The organism is Solitalea agri (genome assembly GCF_023914155.1).
GTDB classification, from domain to species: domain Bacteria; phylum Bacteroidota; class Bacteroidia; order Sphingobacteriales; family Sphingobacteriaceae; genus Solitalea; species Solitalea agri.
In genome coordinates this window covers 108,514-124,332 of record NZ_JAMWYS010000006.1, presented here as the reverse complement: position 1 = coordinate 124,332, position 15,819 = coordinate 108,514, and the positions used below count along the sequence as shown (strand labels likewise).

Genomic DNA, 15,819 nt, shown 5'->3' with positions numbered 1-15,819 from the left:
CATTGGAATATTCAACTCTATCTCTTGACCATGGACTATTAACTATTAACCATTAACTATTAACTTTCTATATCTTCATCAATCTGTCAACTGCTCGGTGCAATGTATCTTCAGTTTTAGCAAAGCAAAAGCGTATTACCTTATGATCAGCATTGCTGGTATAAAATACTGAAGTAGGAATGGTGGCTACCCCGAACTCCTTGGTAATTCGAACCGCAAAATCATAATCACCCTCTTCAGAAATTTTATTGTAATGGGCTGTTTGGAAATAAGAGCCAGCTACGGGTAACAGATCAAAACGAGTATTTCTCATTAAACCTGCAAAGTAATCGCGCTTTTCCTGATACATTGATTTTACTTCAAGGTAATGTTCCGGAGAAGCCATGAAATCGGCAATAGCATACTGGATAGGAGTAATGCAGGTATAAACAGCATACTGCTGTAGTTTTCGTATTTCGGCCATTAAATAATCAGGACCTAATAAATAGCCCATGCGCCAGCCCGTGGTATGAAATGTTTTTCCAAAGGATGAAACAATTAAACTCCGTTCAGCCAATACAGGATATTTAGCCATGCTGTGATGGGTTTGTCCATCGAAGATTATGTGCTCGTATACCTCATCACTTAAAATCAAAATATCGGTATTCTTCGTTATTTTGATCAGTTCGTCAATATCTTTCTTGCTCAAAATTGTGCCCGTTGGGTTATGCGGAGTATTCAGCATAATCATTCGGGTTTTATGCGAGATCAGTTTTTTAACATTCTCCCAATCAATTTTATAGTCGGGAGGGGTTAACTCAACAGGACGAGGAATACCGCCGTGTACTCTTATATTTGGAGCATAACAATCGTAAGCAGGTTCGAAAATGATCACTTCATCTCCTTCGCGAACCAAAGCCTCAATTACAGAGTAAATAGCTTGTGTACCGCCAGCAGTAATCGTTATTTCTTTATCAGGACTATAAGATTTTCCCGTAAGGTTAAAGGTCATTTCGGCAATTCGCTCACGCAATGGCAAAATACCAGGAGGCGGCGCGTATTGATTCATTCCTTTTTTCATGTAATCATTTACTAGACTGATAAGCTTTGGCGAAGTAGGGAAGTCGGGAAAACCTTGCGCCAGGTTAACCGCTTTATATTCATTAGCAAGGCCGGTCATCACCGGAAATATGGACGCGCCTACATTAGGCAATTTCGAATTGATTGCAATCATACTTGAAAGCGGTTGAAAATTTAAATGTGCAAAAACTATCTTTACTGCAACGATTATAGGCAGTTTATTGAGCAAAGCAAGTCAGAATTATATCGATTTAAAATGATATCCATCAATTAAGCCTAAAATATAATCAGCCTAAAACTATAAAAAACATATTATTTAAGTATGAAAAAAGGAATTCTTTTACTCAGTGCTATTATTTTTTTATTCGGATGTACTTCTAATACAAGTAAATCGGGTTTGCGAAAAATTGCTTTCGTTGATGCTTTTGAAGACGCCACACTGGCCCAGGCTAAACAAGGTTTTTATGATGCCTTGAAACAAAACGGTTTTGAAGACAAGAAAAATATTGACATTGTATACAGCAATGCGCAAAACAGTATTCCAACCTTAATCCAGGGGATAAACTATGCTATTAGCCAAAAAGTGGAGTTAATTGCTACTAATGCCACCCTTCCAACCATAACAACCGCCCAGCGCGAAAAAACAATTCCAATTTTTATGATGGTTTCTTCGAGCCCGAAAATGGCTGGTTTAACAGATAAGTCGGGGAATCCTCCAGGTAATTTGTTTGGAGTGTATGAAGACCTGAATTATATCGATACCTCCATTGCTATTATCAAAACCTTAAAGCCTTCGGTTAAAAAACTGGCTGCTATTTATAATCAATCGGAACCACAGTCGGTAGACGCCTACAATCGGATTGTAGCACAGTCAAAAGCATTGGGGATTGAACTGGAAGTTTTACCGGCTAATAATTCGGCCGAAACCCAGCTGATTGTTGAATCATTATTGGCCAAAAAAGTAGATGCTTTTTTTGCTTTGCCCGATAATACGGTTTTTGCCTCGTTTGAAACTATTTTGCAGAGTTGTAATAAGGCCGGAGTGCCGGTGTTTACGAGCGAAGCCGGATTGGTTAAGCGTGGAGCTGTAGCTGCTTATGGAGCCGATTTGTATAAATGGGGTTTTCAGGCAGGAGAGCAGGCAGCAGCCTATTTGAAAGATCCAAATATTAAAACTTTAAAACCCGAACTGGTAAAAGTGCGCAAACGCGTTTTCAACGCTCAGGCCGCTGCTAAGTTTGGTATTCAGGTAGGCGAAGGGTTTGAGGAGGTGAAGTAATTGTGTACTTCTTCATTTAATTTTCGCCATGTTACTAATTGTTTCTATTGACAATTGGAGTTCTAAAACTATTTGAAAAGATGGAAAACGAAAATTTATTAAAGCAAATCAGTTTCATTAAGGAGATTGATAAGATTAAATATATTCAGCGGAGGACGAAACTTTTCAATAGTGATAGAAACGAAAATGACGCTGAACATAGCTGGCATTTAGCCATGATGACCATTGTATTGGCCGAACATGCTAATGAGCCAGTAGATGTTCTTAAAGTGTTGAAAATGGTGTTGATCCATGACATTGTTGAAATTGATGCCGGTGATACATTTATTTATGATACAGTAAAAGATCATAGCAATACCAAAGAGGAGCTAATTGCAGCTAAACGAATTTTTGGAATGTTACCTAGGGAACAAGCTGAAGAGTTTATTGCCATTTGGGAGGAATTTGAAGAGGGGAAAACCAATGAAGCTAAGTTTGCCAGAAGTATGGACCGGTTTGAACCATTGCTTCAGAATGCTTCTAATAAAGGTGGAACCTGGGCAGAGTTCAATGTCGACTATCAACAGGTTTATGATAAGAAAAAGGTCATCAATGATGGGTCAAAAGCTATTTGGGGCTATTCTGAAAATTTGCTGAATGATTGCGTTGAAAAAGGGATTTTGAAGAAATAATTTACAGCTATTGGCCAGACGAAATTTTCAGTTTTATTTAAACTTATAAACGACCACTGCGTGAACACTTATAAGAGCCGGGGGCATTAATGAAGAAGTTCGGATTTTAATTATGGATAAATTTTATAGTTTTCAATGGGCTCAGAAGAAAGGTGAGATATTAGTAGAATCTTTGAATAAGTATAATGATCAAGACTTAATGGTTGGTAAATATTCTTATGAAGGACCATTTGTAGTAAGGGTCAGTGAAGGAAAAAAATTATATGATATTGCTCATTTTCAAGATCCTTTCAATTTTGCAATTTCTGAACGAGTATATAAAATATTGAAAGAAGCTGGAATTACAGGCTGGAATAGTTATGAAATTGTTATTGAAGGAAGAAATGAAAAATATTATGGTTTTCAAGTATTAGGTAAATGTGGTGAATTAAATAGACCTAGAAAATCAGGATTCGTTACAGGATATGAGTTTGAAAGTGAGACATGGGATGGGGCAGATTTTTTTTGTCCAAAAGAAACTTTACATATTTTTTGCACTGAGCGGGTAACTCAACTTTTGACGATCAATCGAATTACAAATATTGAATTGGTTGATATTAGTACCATTGAATGGTATTGTGTTTAAAATGCATGTTCAATTAAGTATACCCTTTATGGTATAAGTGTGAGTAGTGTTGTTTGACTACTTGTTATTGTAAGTGTTCAGTGGTGTTGTTTGAAGAGTTAGCGTAGCGTCTCTTCAAACTGCTAATGAAACCGAGGGTCTTTGACCTGATGATAAGCAATAAAAGTAACAGCAAGACCCTACGTTGTTTGAAGAGTTAGCATAGCGTCTCTTCAAACTGCAAATGATACCGAGGGTCTTAGACCCGGTGATAAGCGATAAAAGTAACAGCAAGACCGATTGTAGTCGAAAGTCATAATGCAATGAGAATAGAATTAGCGTTTGTGACGTAGTTAGAATTAGGTGGAGTCAGTCGGACAAAGTCCCGGGTTTTATTTGCGATATGATTCTCGCTGCGCTAAGACTTCAGATAACCTTTGCAGAGCTGGTTTGGGCAGACATTATCCTACATTTCATTTATAATATGAAGTTGATAAACATACAGATTTCTTTAGGGATAAGTTGTTCCAAAGATTTTAATAAAGAGTTTAATCTAATAGCAAATTACGTAACAAAATGGTTTTTAATAAAGATTGGTGTCGTGAATACTAATTTTACCAGGAAGTTTGTTATTCAGTTGCTTGACGAAAACGATGGTATATTAAAATCAGATTTATTGCTTATACAAGGGGATAAACGTGAGCCGGTGAGTGTACTAAAGAGAGAATTTAATGTAAGAAAATTTAGAGAGTCGACCTTGGATGAACGAATTCTATTTTTGTCTGAAATAACAAATGATTCTCTGAATTACCTATTTAATAATTCTGGGTTGCCTTCTTTAAATGATGTACTTTCTGATATCAATGAGCTAGTAAAAAGGAAATTGGTTCCATTGACAAAAGAAATAGAAAATAAAAAAAGAAGGATTAGCTCTCAATTGGTTGTAAAATTTGATCTTCCTCTCTCAGAGGTTTATTTAAGCGTATTTGATCTTAGTACGAAAAATAATAAACAGATATATGTAGGTGAAATTGCTTATCTGCCATATATACTTGAGCAAATATTTTTTAAGATAAAATGGTTGTCAAATGAAATAGTGCAGATAGGCAATAAATCAGGTGAATTTCTGATATCAATCAATATTGATACATCTAAAGTATCTGTTAACATTAATGCAAAAGATAGAGATAGAGATGACGTTGTTGATGAAATGAAGTTTCTTATTGGAGATGAAGCATTGAGTAAAATGGCCCCCGGCGTTGTTTGAGTTAGCGTAGCGTCTCTTCAAACTGCAAATGATTACAAGGGTTTGTGACCCGATGAGAAGTGATAAATGTAACAGCAATACCACCTTTGTAAACAGGGTGGTATTGTTGTTTTATAATGGAGAGCAATATAGGATCGTTGTTTTCTGCATAGTATCCTGAAATAACAAGGAATATCATTGGAAGGAGAAATTAGTACTTCAGAGGTACTAATTACTACCTCTGAAGTATTAATTAGTACCTCTGAGGTACTAATTAGTCTTAGGCAGGTACTATTAACTACCTAAAAGGGAGAACTTACTACTAGTAAGCTACAACTTAGTACCTCAATTAGAGGGCTTAATACTTATGAGGTACTTTTTAATACCACCGGAGGAGAAATTAGTACGAGGTAGGTAGTAAAAGGTAGTTAAAAGGAACAAAGCCCGGGTTTGGACCCAGGCTTTGCTAATGTTAAACAGGTTCAGCTTGTTTGGCTGTGGGCCTTCCGGGAAACCTTTTTTGTAATTCGTCATAAATAGGTTTAGCGTTGGGCACATTCATCTTGGCTGCCTGTTTTATCGAATTATAGAAACCTAATGAAGACACATAAGCATCACTTCCACAAAGCAAGGACGTATCATCAATATTGCTGGCTAACTGCTCCACTAACCTAAATAACTGGTCTAGTTGATTGCGGCCGTTAACATCCTTTTGCCATTCAGTTAAATCAATAAACCCGGGCATCAGTTCAGGCTTCGATTGGGCAAACTGCATTGATTTTTCAACAAACGAAAAAGTTTTGTCGCCCATTTTAGGTAAGGACATACGCTGGTCAGACGAAAGGGCTACCAAATAAGGCGCTAATAGGGTTTGAACTTCTTGCAATTTGCTCAAAGCAGCATTGAAATCATCCATAGGAATGGAGATAGAAATTTTGTTTTCTGTCATGGGTAAAAGATGAATTAGATGTTTTAAAATATGTTTTTCTAAATGTTATAGTAAGATATGAAAATATATTAATAGTTAAATTATATCTTCGTTTGGAGCAAAATGTTTAGCTATGAAAAGTTGGTGGTTATTCTTAAGTCTTTGTATTTGTTTGATTCTTTCTTGTACAAGAACTGGATCTAAGAAAGAACCTAGTGCTGACAGTATTCCACTATCAGTTCCAGCAGATTCGAGCTTATACTATCAAAGGGAATACTTTTATAGCGATTGTAAATCAGGAAATTTGATTTGCTTTAATCATCTTGATACGAACTTAACCCCTGATGCTAGTTTTATTTCCAGGAATATCTTGTTTGAAAATTATCGTTTAATTAGCGTTCCATATGTTGAAAAATGGAATGGTTATTCTAAGCATTTGAGCGATTCAGTAATTTTTAAACGTTTTGGAAAAGACTTTTATCATGAATTGGATTCGATAACAAAATATCGGGTTGAACGCTTGAAACCAGGACAGATTGAGAAAGACCTGTACTGGTTTGCTGACGATATGCCTGAATATCGGAAAGGGAAGGATGTATTTGATAATTATATTAATACATCGATAAAAGATTATCAACGAAAACTAAGTCTAACTCATCAATATAGGCATGTAATACTAGTTGTGGATTATAATAAAAAGGGCTCCCTTTTCAATATTAGATTGTATCAAAAATTGGATCCAATTAGGGATTCTTTGTCTCTTGTAATAATTAATAAAGTTAAAAATGATTGGAAACCTGCAAGAATAAAGAATAAACCTGTTAAGGTTCGTACTTATATTGACTTACCTTGGTAGAAGATTAAATCAAAGAGAGGCTTATTTCGATGCTTTAAGTATTCGGGGAAGATATTGAAGAGGGGCTTTGGAAGAAAACCAACCAATGATATTATTTTTACGTTGAAATAAATTGATAATACCAAATGAAAAAAGTAGTAATACAGAACTTATTAGTTATCACTTCAATTTTAATAGTTACTTCTTGTTCTTCAGATAAGATCAAAGAGAAAATAAATAAAACCGGTGATGCGGCCGGGCAAGCTATCGGTGAATTTAGCAGCGGTGTTAAGACGGGGGTTGAAAAATCCATTCAACCAAAAATTGAAATTAGTGAACGATTAAAGAATAATGGAATCGCCTTTGGCAAAACAAGTATATCAGGTGATACATCGGGTACTGATAATGTGTTAACGGCTTATGTTATTTTTAATGAAAAATTTAACGGATTTTTAATCGCGAAGGCATTTGATAGTGATAGTTTAGAAATGGGTAGGGTTAAAGTAGCTGTGAAAGGGGAGAAGGATGATGCCAAGTATGTGGAATTTCATTTCGATAAAAGAACCGACATTTCAAATGATAGCCGATTATTAATAGAATAAATTTTAAACAGACAATTATTACACAATCTATAACCCGTTTACTTTATTTATGTGATATTATTCCTGATCGACTGCAGAAAATTTCTGCTGAAGATTTTGCAATTAAATCTAACCCGGCAAAATGGAGTAAGAAAGAATTGTTGGGCCATTTAATTGACAGTGCGGCCAATAATCATCACCGCTTTGTCAGGGCGAGATACGAAGATGTTCCAACGATCTTTTACGATCAAAACAAATGGAATGAACTAAGTCATTATAACGAAATGGACCCAAAACAATTAATTCAGTTTTGGGTAAACTATAATAAGCACCTTGCGTTTTTAATGAGTTTTCTTTCGGAAGATGATCTAAAACGCGAATGTAAGACGGCTAATGAACAGGTATATTCCTTAGAGTTCTTTTGCACCGACTATGTAACTCATTTAGAGCACCACTTACATCAACTGGTGGATTATGATTAGAAACTAGTTCTTTTAAAATAAAGACAGTTGTTCATCGCGATTATAGTTATTGATAAAATGGGTGGTATTATACGGACGCATTGTTCTGCCGCCCATATATTTCTTTACTGAAAGACTGAATAGTTTTTTTATTGACTCGGCAATTTTTCCCTCTCCAGCCATTCTTACTCCAAATCGGCTATCATTCAAACTTCCTCCATGACATTCTTTTATTTGATTTAATACTTTATCTGCTCTATCTGGGTAGTTTTTAGTGATCCAATCGGTAAACAAGTCGCCAATAGCGCCATTTAGCCTGACAATGGTAAAGCCTGCATCACTTGCGCCAGCGTCTGCTGCGGCTTTAATAATTTCCGGTAATTCTTCACTGTTTAAGCCAGGAATGATTGGAGCAGCCATAACTCTAACCGGAATATTTTTCTCCGCTAGTTTTTCAATTACCTGTAATCTTCCTTTTGCGGTAACGGTACGAGGTTCTAAGGTTTGGCGTAATGACTCATTTAATGAAGTGATCGAAATATTAACGTGCACAAGGTCTAATGCGTTGAGTTCTTCAAGCAAATCTAAATCACGCAAGATCAAATTGTTTTTGGTAATAATGCTAACCGGGTTTCGGTATTTTAAAAAGACCTTTAACAGCGATTGGGTGATTTTCAGTTTTCGTTCAATCGGTTGATAACAATCGGTATTGCCTGAAAGCAGGATTGGGTTAGGCTCCCAGCTCTTATGCTGAAAATTCTTTTCGAGTAATGCCGCTGCATTATGTTTTACAATTATTTTTCGCTCAAAATCCAGTCCAGCGCTAAACCCCCAGTATTGATGTGCATTGCGGGCATAGCAATAAATACAGCCATGTTCACAACCCTGGTAAGGATTGAGTGAATACATTAAAGGCAAATCCGGACTTTCAACTTTGTTGACAATTTTTTTAGCAGATTCTTTGAATAACTGCGTAGCCGAATTCTCCAACAAAGGTTCATCAAGTCCTTCAATGTGTTCAGTAACGTATTCGAGTTTTAAGTAGGGGTTTTTAGTGTTTAGCTGAGCACCTCTTCCTTTGAAATAATCATTTTCCATTCAATAAAAATACTAAAAAATTTAGTATAAAAATATGGAAAACAGAAAGATTGCAAATTCAGGTGTATCCCGGCTATTGGGAGGACGTAATGATATGTTCTTATTTTAGGCGCAAGGACTTGGAATGGAAAGCGGGACTAATGATGTGAACGGCATTATTGAATGGTTTTCAAAAGAAGTTTTAGATTGATCCAATAAAACTAGAAGTAACAGGCAGGGCAGGTAGCAAATAAAAAGGCCGTCCTGTTAAAAACGAGACGGCCAATCTAATTAAGTAAGAATTAATTACTTTTTCAATGAATCAACTTTAGCAGCAGCTGAATCAACTACAGCAGCAGCTGAGTCAACTTTAGCAGCAGCTGAATCAACTACAGCAGCAGCTGAATCAACTTGAGCTGAATCAGCAGAACCTTCAGCTTTTTTACCTTCACCACAAGCAACAACTGCAAATACACCAGCAGCTAACATTAAAGCAAATACTTTTTTCATTTTGTTTTAGTTTAAAATTTTTAAGATTCAATTTGCTCTTAATACCCCTAGTTCTAAAAGGTAACCCATCGAAATGAAAAATTTTTTAAAATATTTTTTTTCCTAATATTGGGTTACCATTTCCAATTAAACGTATTAACCATAGCACAGAGTGATAAAGGATTCATATTCATCGGATAGCGAGCTAATTGCAGGGATACTGAATGATTCAGAAGATGCGTTGCGACAACTTTACAAACAGCATTTTCCTTCAATCTTACAGTTCGTATTAAATAATAATGGCGATGAAGATGATGCAAAAGATATTTATCAGGAAGCGATCATCGTTTTGTATGATAAAATTAAAGCAGGTTCTTTTGAGCTTAATAGTAAATTAAAAACATTTATTTACTCAGTGTGCAGGCGTTTATGGCTTAAACGTTTAAAACTGATGAGCCGCAGCGCAGGTAGTGTGACCGATTTTCAAGAATTCCTTCCGATCGAAGAAGATCTTGAGCGCCATGAAGAAAAAGATGCCCAACTGAACTTAATGGAAGGGGCACTTTCTAAGCTTGGCGAACCTTGTAAAACGATTATTGAAGATTATTATCTCCATAATCAATCGATGCAGGACATAGCTGAAAAGTTTGGTTACACGAATGCCGAAAACGCAAAAAACCAAAAGTATAAGTGTTTAATGCGATTGAAGAAGATCTTTTTTCAATCTAATAGTAAAACAGAGGAAGTTTATGTACGGAGATCTTAACTTAGCTAACGAAATTGAACGCTACCTGAAAGGGGAGATGACAGTTGCTGAACGTAAGCAATTCGATTCGTTACGTGAAGAGGATGCTGACTTAGACCATAAAGTGGTGGAGCAGGAACAATTTATGAATAAACTCACAGCGGTAGCCAATCGCAGAAAGCTAAAGGCACAGCTTAATGAGTTTCATTCGGAGCTTAATGTTGCAGAGATTAAAAATGCTGTTAAGCCTGAAGAAGTAAAGATCATTCAATTGTTCAGAAAATATAAGGCAAACATTGCAGTGGCAGCTTCCGTTGCTATTTTAACGGTGTTTGGTACCTTATTTATTACTAATCCGGGTAAACAAAATTCAACTTACAGCGCATTACGTCGTGATATGGAATCGATCAAACGTTCTCAAAACGCATTGATTCGCAATATTAATAGCAATAAATCTCATACGAGAATGCCTGCAGCTCCGGGTACTTTTGGTGGAACTAGCTTTGTACTAAGCAGCGACGGATTTTTGATTACCAATTACCACGTTATTAATGGTGCTGATTCAATTTATATCCAAAACGAAAAAGGTGATGCTTTCAAAGTGAAAACGGTTTATAGTGATCCGGCCTATGATTTGGCGGTTCTTAAAATTGAAGACCCTGCCTTTAATTCATTCGGTTCCTTACCTTATACCTTTAAAAAGTCAAAATCTGATTTAGGGGAAGAAGTGTTTACATTAGGTTTCCCTCGTGATGAAATGGTATATGGGAAAGGTTATTTGAGTTCAGCAACCGGTTTTGGAGGCGATACAATTGCTTACCAGGTTTCAATTCCTGCCAATCCGGGTAACAGCGGAGGTCCATTAGTGGATAGTAAAGGAAATGTGGTAGGGGTGATCAGTGGAAAACAAACGCTTACAGAAGGAGCTACATTTGCTGTGCGTTCACAAAGCATTCTGAAGTTTATCAATTCAATACCTCAAGACTCATTGAAGAGCAAAATTACTGTAAATAAGAAGAATGCACTTTCAGGTTTATCACGTACTCAGCAGATTAAGAAGTTGCAAGATTACGTATACATGGTTAAAGTTTACAATTAAAAGATTTTATATAGAAGAAATTCGTATACCTATTTTTGAGTGCAAAAGACCAGTTAATTTAACTGGCCTTTTTGTTTTATCTGGTCATTAAAACAGATGGTTAGGAGATATAAACCGTTTTAATGTTGACAAATTCATGAATTCCAAATAAGCCTAGTTCTCTGCCATATCCCGATTCTTTTATTCCTCCGAAAGGCAAGCGAGGATCGGATTTTACAAAGGCGTTTACAAAACACGATCCAGCCTCAAGTTCATTGTTTGCTATATGCTCAGCGCGTTTACTATCTTGTGAGAAAACAGCGCCTCCTAAGCCAAATGATGTACTATTGGCAATTTTAATAGCTTCATCCTCATCGTTCACTACATAAATTTGGGCAACTGGTCCAAAAAACTCTTCATAAAAAGCCGGATTTTCAGCAGTAATTTCTGTTAGAATAGTTGGAGTATAAAACGCACCATCCATTTTAGGTATTTCACCTCCTAAAATACATTTAGCCCCGTTTGCAATAGCTTTTTGAACTTGTTGATGTAATTGGTCTCTTAAATCTATTCGAGCTAATGGTCCAATATCAATCCCATTCTCTAATGGATTACCTATTTTTTTATGTTCCATTATCGATTTAAAATGGCCGATAAACTCCTCAGCGATTTCTTTTACAACAATAAAACGTTTTGCCGCAATACAGCTTTGTCCGCTGTTAATTAATCGGCTAGTAACGCAAGTTTCGGCGGCTTTCTTTACATCGGCATCTTTTAAAACCAGGTAAGCATCACTTCCGCCTAATTCTAAAACTGTTTTCTTGATCAAACTTCCTGCCTTTGCAGCCACCTTTTTTCCTGCTTCAGTACTTCCGGTTAAGGTAACAGCACTTATGAAAGGATGCTCGATTACTTTATCAACTTCTTTTGAGTCGATCAGGAGGGTATGAAAAATATCATTGGGGAATCCGGCTTCGTTAATCAGTTCTTCAATAACCAATGCACAGCCTGGAACGTTGGAAGCATGTTTTAATACAGCCGTATTGCCTGCCATGAATGCAGGGCAAAGAAATCTGAAAACCTGCCAAAATGGAAAATTCCAGGGCATTATAGCCAGTACAACTCCAATTGGCTGAAAGCTCACATAGCTTTTTTGAGCTTCCGTTTTTATTAATTGATCATTTAAGAAATCGGGCCCATTTTCTGCATAATACTCACAGCAACTAGCACATTTTTCTACCTCCGCAATTCCCTGTGCTACAGGCTTACCCATTTCGTTTGCCATTAAAACAGCTAACTCGTCTTTTCTTTTTCTTAAAACATTGGCAAGTTGGACTAATAATTTCGATCTATTTTCGAAAGATGTGATTCTCCATTGTTGAAACGCCAAATGTGCAGCCTCAACTTTATTAGTCACTTCTTCGATGGTATGGTTGGTATAATTTCGAATTATCTCACCGTTCAAAGGATTTATCGATTGCATAGAAATTTAGTTAGAAGTTAGATTGAAGGGAATGACATTAGCCTAATTTGTGGAATCTAAAATCATCATCTTAAAATCTAAATTTATCTGTCAACTTCACCTAAAACGATATCAGTTGACCCTAAAATGGCAATTAAGTCGGCAATCATACATCCTTTAGCTATTTCAGGTAAAACTGATAAATTATTAAAGCTTGGTCCTCTTGATTTTACCCTGAAAGGAATTTCCCTTTTCCCATCGGCAATAAAATAGAATCCTAATTCACCTTTGGGGTTTTCGGCCCTAACATAAAAATCTTGGGCCTTTGGTGTGCATTTGCGAGGTAATTTAGCGCGAGGGTCAAACTCTTTATCACGTTTAAGTTCTTTGGTTAATCGCTCAAGGCATTGCTCAATTATTTTTACCGATTGTTCAACTTCATCAACTCGAACTTTGTATCGATCCCAGCAGTCGCCCACGCTACCCATTTCACCTTTACCAATGGGAATATCAAATTCAATTTCAGGATAGACTGAATATTCATCTATCCGGCGAAGATCATATTTCAAACCTGATCCCCGAAGCATTGGTCCGGAAACACCATAATTGATCGCTACATCAAGTGGTAAAACTCCCACATTGGCAGTGCGGTCGATAAATATTTTATTATGTGTTAAAAGTTCATTCAACTCAACCATTTTAGGCTTAAAATAATCGATAAACTCTTTGCAGCGTTCTTCAAAGCCCACGGGCAAATCATAAAATAATCCACCCACCCACAAATAATTGTAAAGCATACGAGCGCCAGATGCCCACTCCAATAGATTCATAATGTGCTCGCGATCACGGAAGCACCACAAAAAAGGAGTAAAGGCTCCAATGTCAATTCCGTAAGTGCCAATTGCAATCAGGTGAGATGCTATGCGGTTAAGTTCACAGACCAGTACCCTGATATATTCAACCCGGCGAGGGATATCCTTATCAATGCCAAGCATGCGTTCAACACCCATTACGAAGGCATGATTATTATTCATTGAAGCCAGATAATCCATACGGTCGGTGTACGGAATAATTTGCGGATAGGTGAGGGACTCGCAATGCTTTTCAAAGCAACGATGCAGGTAACCTAAATGGGGTATTACTTCAACAACAATTTCTCCGTCAGTGATTAACTCTAAACGTAAAACCCCATGCGTTGATGGATGCTGGGGCCCCATGTTCAGAATCATTTCTTCTGATTTCAGGTTATTTATTTTATGGTAATATTTTTCGAGTGCAGTTGTCAATTTTAATTAATTTGAGGGTTAATTGATTTTTTAATAATCAATCTTGATTCCTTTATATTCAGCAGCTGTTTTATAATCTTTTCTTAATGGATGACCTTCCCAGTCGTCGGGTAGAAGAATACGGCGCAGGTCAGGATGCCCTTCAAAATCAATCCCTAAAAGATCATATGCCTCACGCTCATGCCAATCGGCGGTTCGCCAAACGTTCGACACAGTTGGAAAAGAAGGTAAAGAATCGGAGCTTCTGTCAAATTCTTTTTCAACCTTAAGGGTCAGCTGTTTTTTATAAGGAATGGAGGCAAGATGATAAACCACCCCCATTTTTTGCTGTTCAACCCCATAATCAACACCCGAAAGGCAAGATAAGAAGTCGAAATAGGTTTTTTCATTGTCCCTTAATTCGAGACAAACATCAGCAATCAATTCAGGTCGAATAGTTAATGATGGTTGTAAACCCTCGGTTTGTTCGTTGACAATAACATCTTCGCCAAACTTTTCTATTAACAGCCGCTTTATTTCAGTAAAGTCCATACACTTCAAAAATAAAATAAATTACTGTTTCACCATAGAGTTTGTAGGTATTAGTAAGATTGAGTTATTGAAATTAGGGCGCAAGGCGTTGAATCTTCCATTCGTTATTGTTTTCCAAAACATATTGAATACGATCATGCAAGCGACTTGGACGGCCTTGCCAAAACTCAATGCTTGTAGGTTTTAATAAATAGCCACCCCAATGATCCGGTTTAGGCAATACGTTCTCATTAGCGTATTGTTTTTCAAGTTCATCAAGTCTATTTTCCAAAACTTCACGTCCGTTGATAATTTCACTTTGAGGTGAGGTCCAAGCTCCCAATTGACTGCCTTTAGGTCTTGATTGAAAATATCGTGTTGATTCTTCGGTAGAAACTTTTTCGATTTTTCCTTCAATGATTATTTGGCGTTGAAGTTCAAGCCAAAAGAATGAAATACAGGCATACGGATTATCCGCCATTTCTTGCCCTTTTCTACTATTGTAATTGGTGTAAAATGTAAATCCATTTTCAGAAAAATCCTTTAATAAAACTACTCTTGAAGAAGGCTTCCCTTCAGGAGTTGCTGTTGCCAGCGTAAGTGCATTAGGCTCAAGAATGCCTGAATTCATTGCTTCGTTAAACCAAATGTCGAATTGGGTGAACGGATTCGGATTAACCTGATTCTCTGATAATGATTTTGCGCTATATTCCTGGCGCAAATTCTCTAAGGTAGTTTTTTCGAGGTTCATACAACAAAATTAGCTATTCATTAGTTGATAACAATGACGGAGGTCATTAAATGCACCTGCTTTTTATGTTCGGAAAATTTCAGGTTTTTTTGTATTTTAAATGTAGCTTCCGTATCGATATAAAATTAATCTCTACGTCTTTATCATGACTAAAGAAATTTTTTAATCTAAAATTGATTTTATGTTAAACAATATAAAACCTGACGCCGGAAAGTTATTGATTTCCGAACCTTTTATGGCTGATCCCAACTTTAAGCGATCAGTAGTGTACCTCACTGAGCATAATGAGAAAGGAAGTGTTGGGTTTGTATTGAATCAGAAGACCGATCTTACCTTGAATAGTTTAGTTGATGAAGTAGATGATACTGAGTTTCCAGTATATATTGGAGGACCGGTTGGCAATGATAGTTTACATTACATTCATACCATTGAAGAATTGGATGGAAGTGTTCCGGTTGGGAACGGTGTATTTTGGGGAGGTAATTTTGAACTTCTGAAGATAATGATTCAGGCAGGCAAGGTTGATCAAAGTGAGATACGGTTTTTTATCGGATATTCGGGTTGGGGTGAAACCCAATTGCAAGATGAGCTTAGTGAAAATGCCTGGCTGGTTGCGGAATCGAAAAAGGAGTTTATTTTTGGAGATAATGACCGGGCGTTATGGGCGCATGCAATTAAAAGTTTGGGCGACAAATTTGCCATGATAGTGAATTTTCCTGAGAATCCGCGATTTAATTAGTATGTAAAAAGGTTACTC

Annotated in this window: 18 protein-coding genes; 10 read left to right on the top strand and 8 right to left on the bottom strand. The window is 36.7% G+C overall.

What is annotated here, in order from left to right; all coding sequences use genetic code 11:
• Positions 1 to 67: 67 nt before the first annotated feature.
• Positions 68 to 1,213 carry a methionine aminotransferase gene (locus NF867_RS01860; RefSeq protein ID WP_252585842.1) on the bottom strand — a complete coding sequence of 382 codons (1,146 nt, stop codon included), beginning with the start codon at positions 1,211 to 1,213 and terminating at the stop codon, positions 68 to 70.
• 168 nt (positions 1,214 to 1,381) lie between these two features.
• On the opposite strand from NF867_RS01860, the gene NF867_RS01855 reads away from it, so the two are divergent.
• The 4 genes from NF867_RS01855 (at position 1,382) to NF867_RS01840 (ending at position 4,880) form a co-directional block, all read left to right on the top strand.
• The gene (locus NF867_RS01855) at positions 1,382 to 2,338 is read left to right on the top strand and encodes an ABC transporter substrate-binding protein (RefSeq protein WP_252585841.1); all 957 of its coding nucleotides are present in this window, start codon (positions 1,382 to 1,384) and stop codon (positions 2,336 to 2,338) included.
• 80 nt (positions 2,339 to 2,418) lie between these two features.
• On the top strand, positions 2,419 to 3,009 hold the full coding sequence (locus NF867_RS01850; protein ID WP_252585840.1) for an HD domain-containing protein: 591 nt from the start codon (positions 2,419 to 2,421) through the stop codon (positions 3,007 to 3,009).
• 112 nt (positions 3,010 to 3,121) lie between these two features.
• Entirely contained in the window at positions 3,122 to 3,634 is a 513-nt protein-coding gene (locus NF867_RS01845) for a hypothetical protein (RefSeq protein ID WP_252585839.1), read from the top strand.
• A gap of 463 nt (positions 3,635 to 4,097) precedes the next feature.
• Positions 4,098 to 4,880, top strand: coding sequence for a hypothetical protein (locus tag NF867_RS01840; RefSeq protein WP_252585838.1), 783 nt, complete (start codon positions 4,098 to 4,100; stop codon positions 4,878 to 4,880).
• 451 nt (positions 4,881 to 5,331) lie between these two features.
• Here NF867_RS01840 and NF867_RS01835 read toward each other — a convergent pair whose 3' ends face one another.
• On the bottom strand, positions 5,332 to 5,808 hold the full coding sequence (locus tag NF867_RS01835) for a hypothetical protein (RefSeq protein ID WP_252585837.1): 477 nt from the start codon (positions 5,806 to 5,808) through the stop codon (positions 5,332 to 5,334).
• Positions 5,809 to 5,920: 112 nt separating this feature from the next.
• Here NF867_RS01835 and NF867_RS01830 point away from each other — a divergent pair, with 112 nt between their 5' ends.
• The 3 genes from NF867_RS01830 (at position 5,921) to NF867_RS01820 (ending at position 7,685) form a co-directional block, all read left to right on the top strand.
• Positions 5,921 to 6,643 carry a hypothetical protein gene (locus NF867_RS01830; protein WP_252585836.1) on the top strand — a complete coding sequence of 241 codons (723 nt, stop codon included), beginning with the start codon at positions 5,921 to 5,923 and terminating at the stop codon, positions 6,641 to 6,643.
• 125 nt (positions 6,644 to 6,768) lie between these two features.
• Positions 6,769 to 7,224 carry a hypothetical protein gene (locus NF867_RS01825; RefSeq protein ID WP_252585835.1) on the top strand — a complete coding sequence of 152 codons (456 nt, stop codon included), beginning with the start codon at positions 6,769 to 6,771 and terminating at the stop codon, positions 7,222 to 7,224.
• Complete coding sequence (locus NF867_RS01820; protein WP_341870022.1) at positions 7,209 to 7,685, top strand: DinB family protein; 477 nt, start codon at positions 7,209 to 7,211, stop codon at positions 7,683 to 7,685. Before NF867_RS01825 ends, NF867_RS01820 begins: the two co-directional genes overlap by 16 nt.
• Positions 7,686 to 7,697: 12 nt before the next feature.
• Here NF867_RS01820 and NF867_RS01815 read toward each other — a convergent pair whose 3' ends face one another.
• Both NF867_RS01815 and NF867_RS01810 read right to left on the bottom strand, forming a co-directional pair.
• Entirely contained in the window at positions 7,698 to 8,762 is a 1,065-nt protein-coding gene (locus NF867_RS01815; protein ID WP_252585834.1) for a PA0069 family radical SAM protein, read from the bottom strand.
• A 285-nt stretch (positions 8,763 to 9,047) separates the two neighbouring features.
• Positions 9,048 to 9,251 (bottom strand): PG1828 family lipoprotein, encoded by a 204-nt coding sequence (locus NF867_RS01810; protein WP_252585833.1) that lies wholly within the window; start codon positions 9,249 to 9,251, stop codon positions 9,048 to 9,050.
• 151 nt (positions 9,252 to 9,402) lie between these two features.
• Between NF867_RS01810 and NF867_RS01805 the strand changes: the two genes are divergently transcribed.
• Positions 9,403 to 9,996, top strand: coding sequence for an RNA polymerase sigma factor (locus NF867_RS01805; protein WP_103788398.1), 594 nt, complete (start codon positions 9,403 to 9,405; stop codon positions 9,994 to 9,996).
• Positions 9,980 to 11,074: a S1C family serine protease gene (locus tag NF867_RS01800; protein WP_252585832.1), complete on the top strand. Its 1,095-nt coding sequence runs from the start codon at positions 9,980 to 9,982 to the stop codon at positions 11,072 to 11,074. The genes NF867_RS01805 and NF867_RS01800 overlap by 17 nt, the downstream gene beginning before the upstream one ends.
• Before the next feature lie 100 nt (positions 11,075 to 11,174).
• On the opposite strand, the gene NF867_RS01795 is transcribed toward NF867_RS01800, so the two are convergent.
• The 4 genes from NF867_RS01795 to pdxH all read right to left on the bottom strand — a co-directional run bounded on the left by NF867_RS01795 (position 11,175) and on the right by pdxH (position 15,062).
• A complete protein-coding gene (locus tag NF867_RS01795; RefSeq protein ID WP_252585831.1) occupies positions 11,175 to 12,536 on the bottom strand; it encodes an NAD-dependent succinate-semialdehyde dehydrogenase in 1,362 nt (453 codons plus the stop codon).
• Between the two features lie 83 nt (positions 12,537 to 12,619).
• Positions 12,620 to 13,744, bottom strand: coding sequence for an NADH-quinone oxidoreductase subunit D (locus NF867_RS01790; RefSeq protein WP_252585931.1), 1,125 nt, complete (start codon positions 13,742 to 13,744; stop codon positions 12,620 to 12,622).
• A gap of 87 nt (positions 13,745 to 13,831) precedes the next feature.
• Complete coding sequence (locus tag NF867_RS01785; RefSeq protein WP_252585830.1) at positions 13,832 to 14,332, bottom strand: NADH-quinone oxidoreductase subunit C; 501 nt, start codon at positions 14,330 to 14,332, stop codon at positions 13,832 to 13,834.
• Between the two features lie 73 nt (positions 14,333 to 14,405).
• On the bottom strand, positions 14,406 to 15,062 hold the full coding sequence (pdxH, locus tag NF867_RS01780) for a pyridoxamine 5'-phosphate oxidase (protein WP_252585829.1): 657 nt from the start codon (positions 15,060 to 15,062) through the stop codon (positions 14,406 to 14,408).
• A 181-nt stretch (positions 15,063 to 15,243) separates the two neighbouring features.
• Here pdxH and NF867_RS01775 point away from each other — a divergent pair, with 181 nt between their 5' ends.
• Positions 15,244 to 15,801, top strand: a complete 558-nt coding sequence (locus NF867_RS01775) for a YqgE/AlgH family protein (RefSeq protein WP_252585828.1) — start codon at positions 15,244 to 15,246, stop codon at positions 15,799 to 15,801.
• Positions 15,802 to 15,819: the final 18 nt, after the last annotated feature.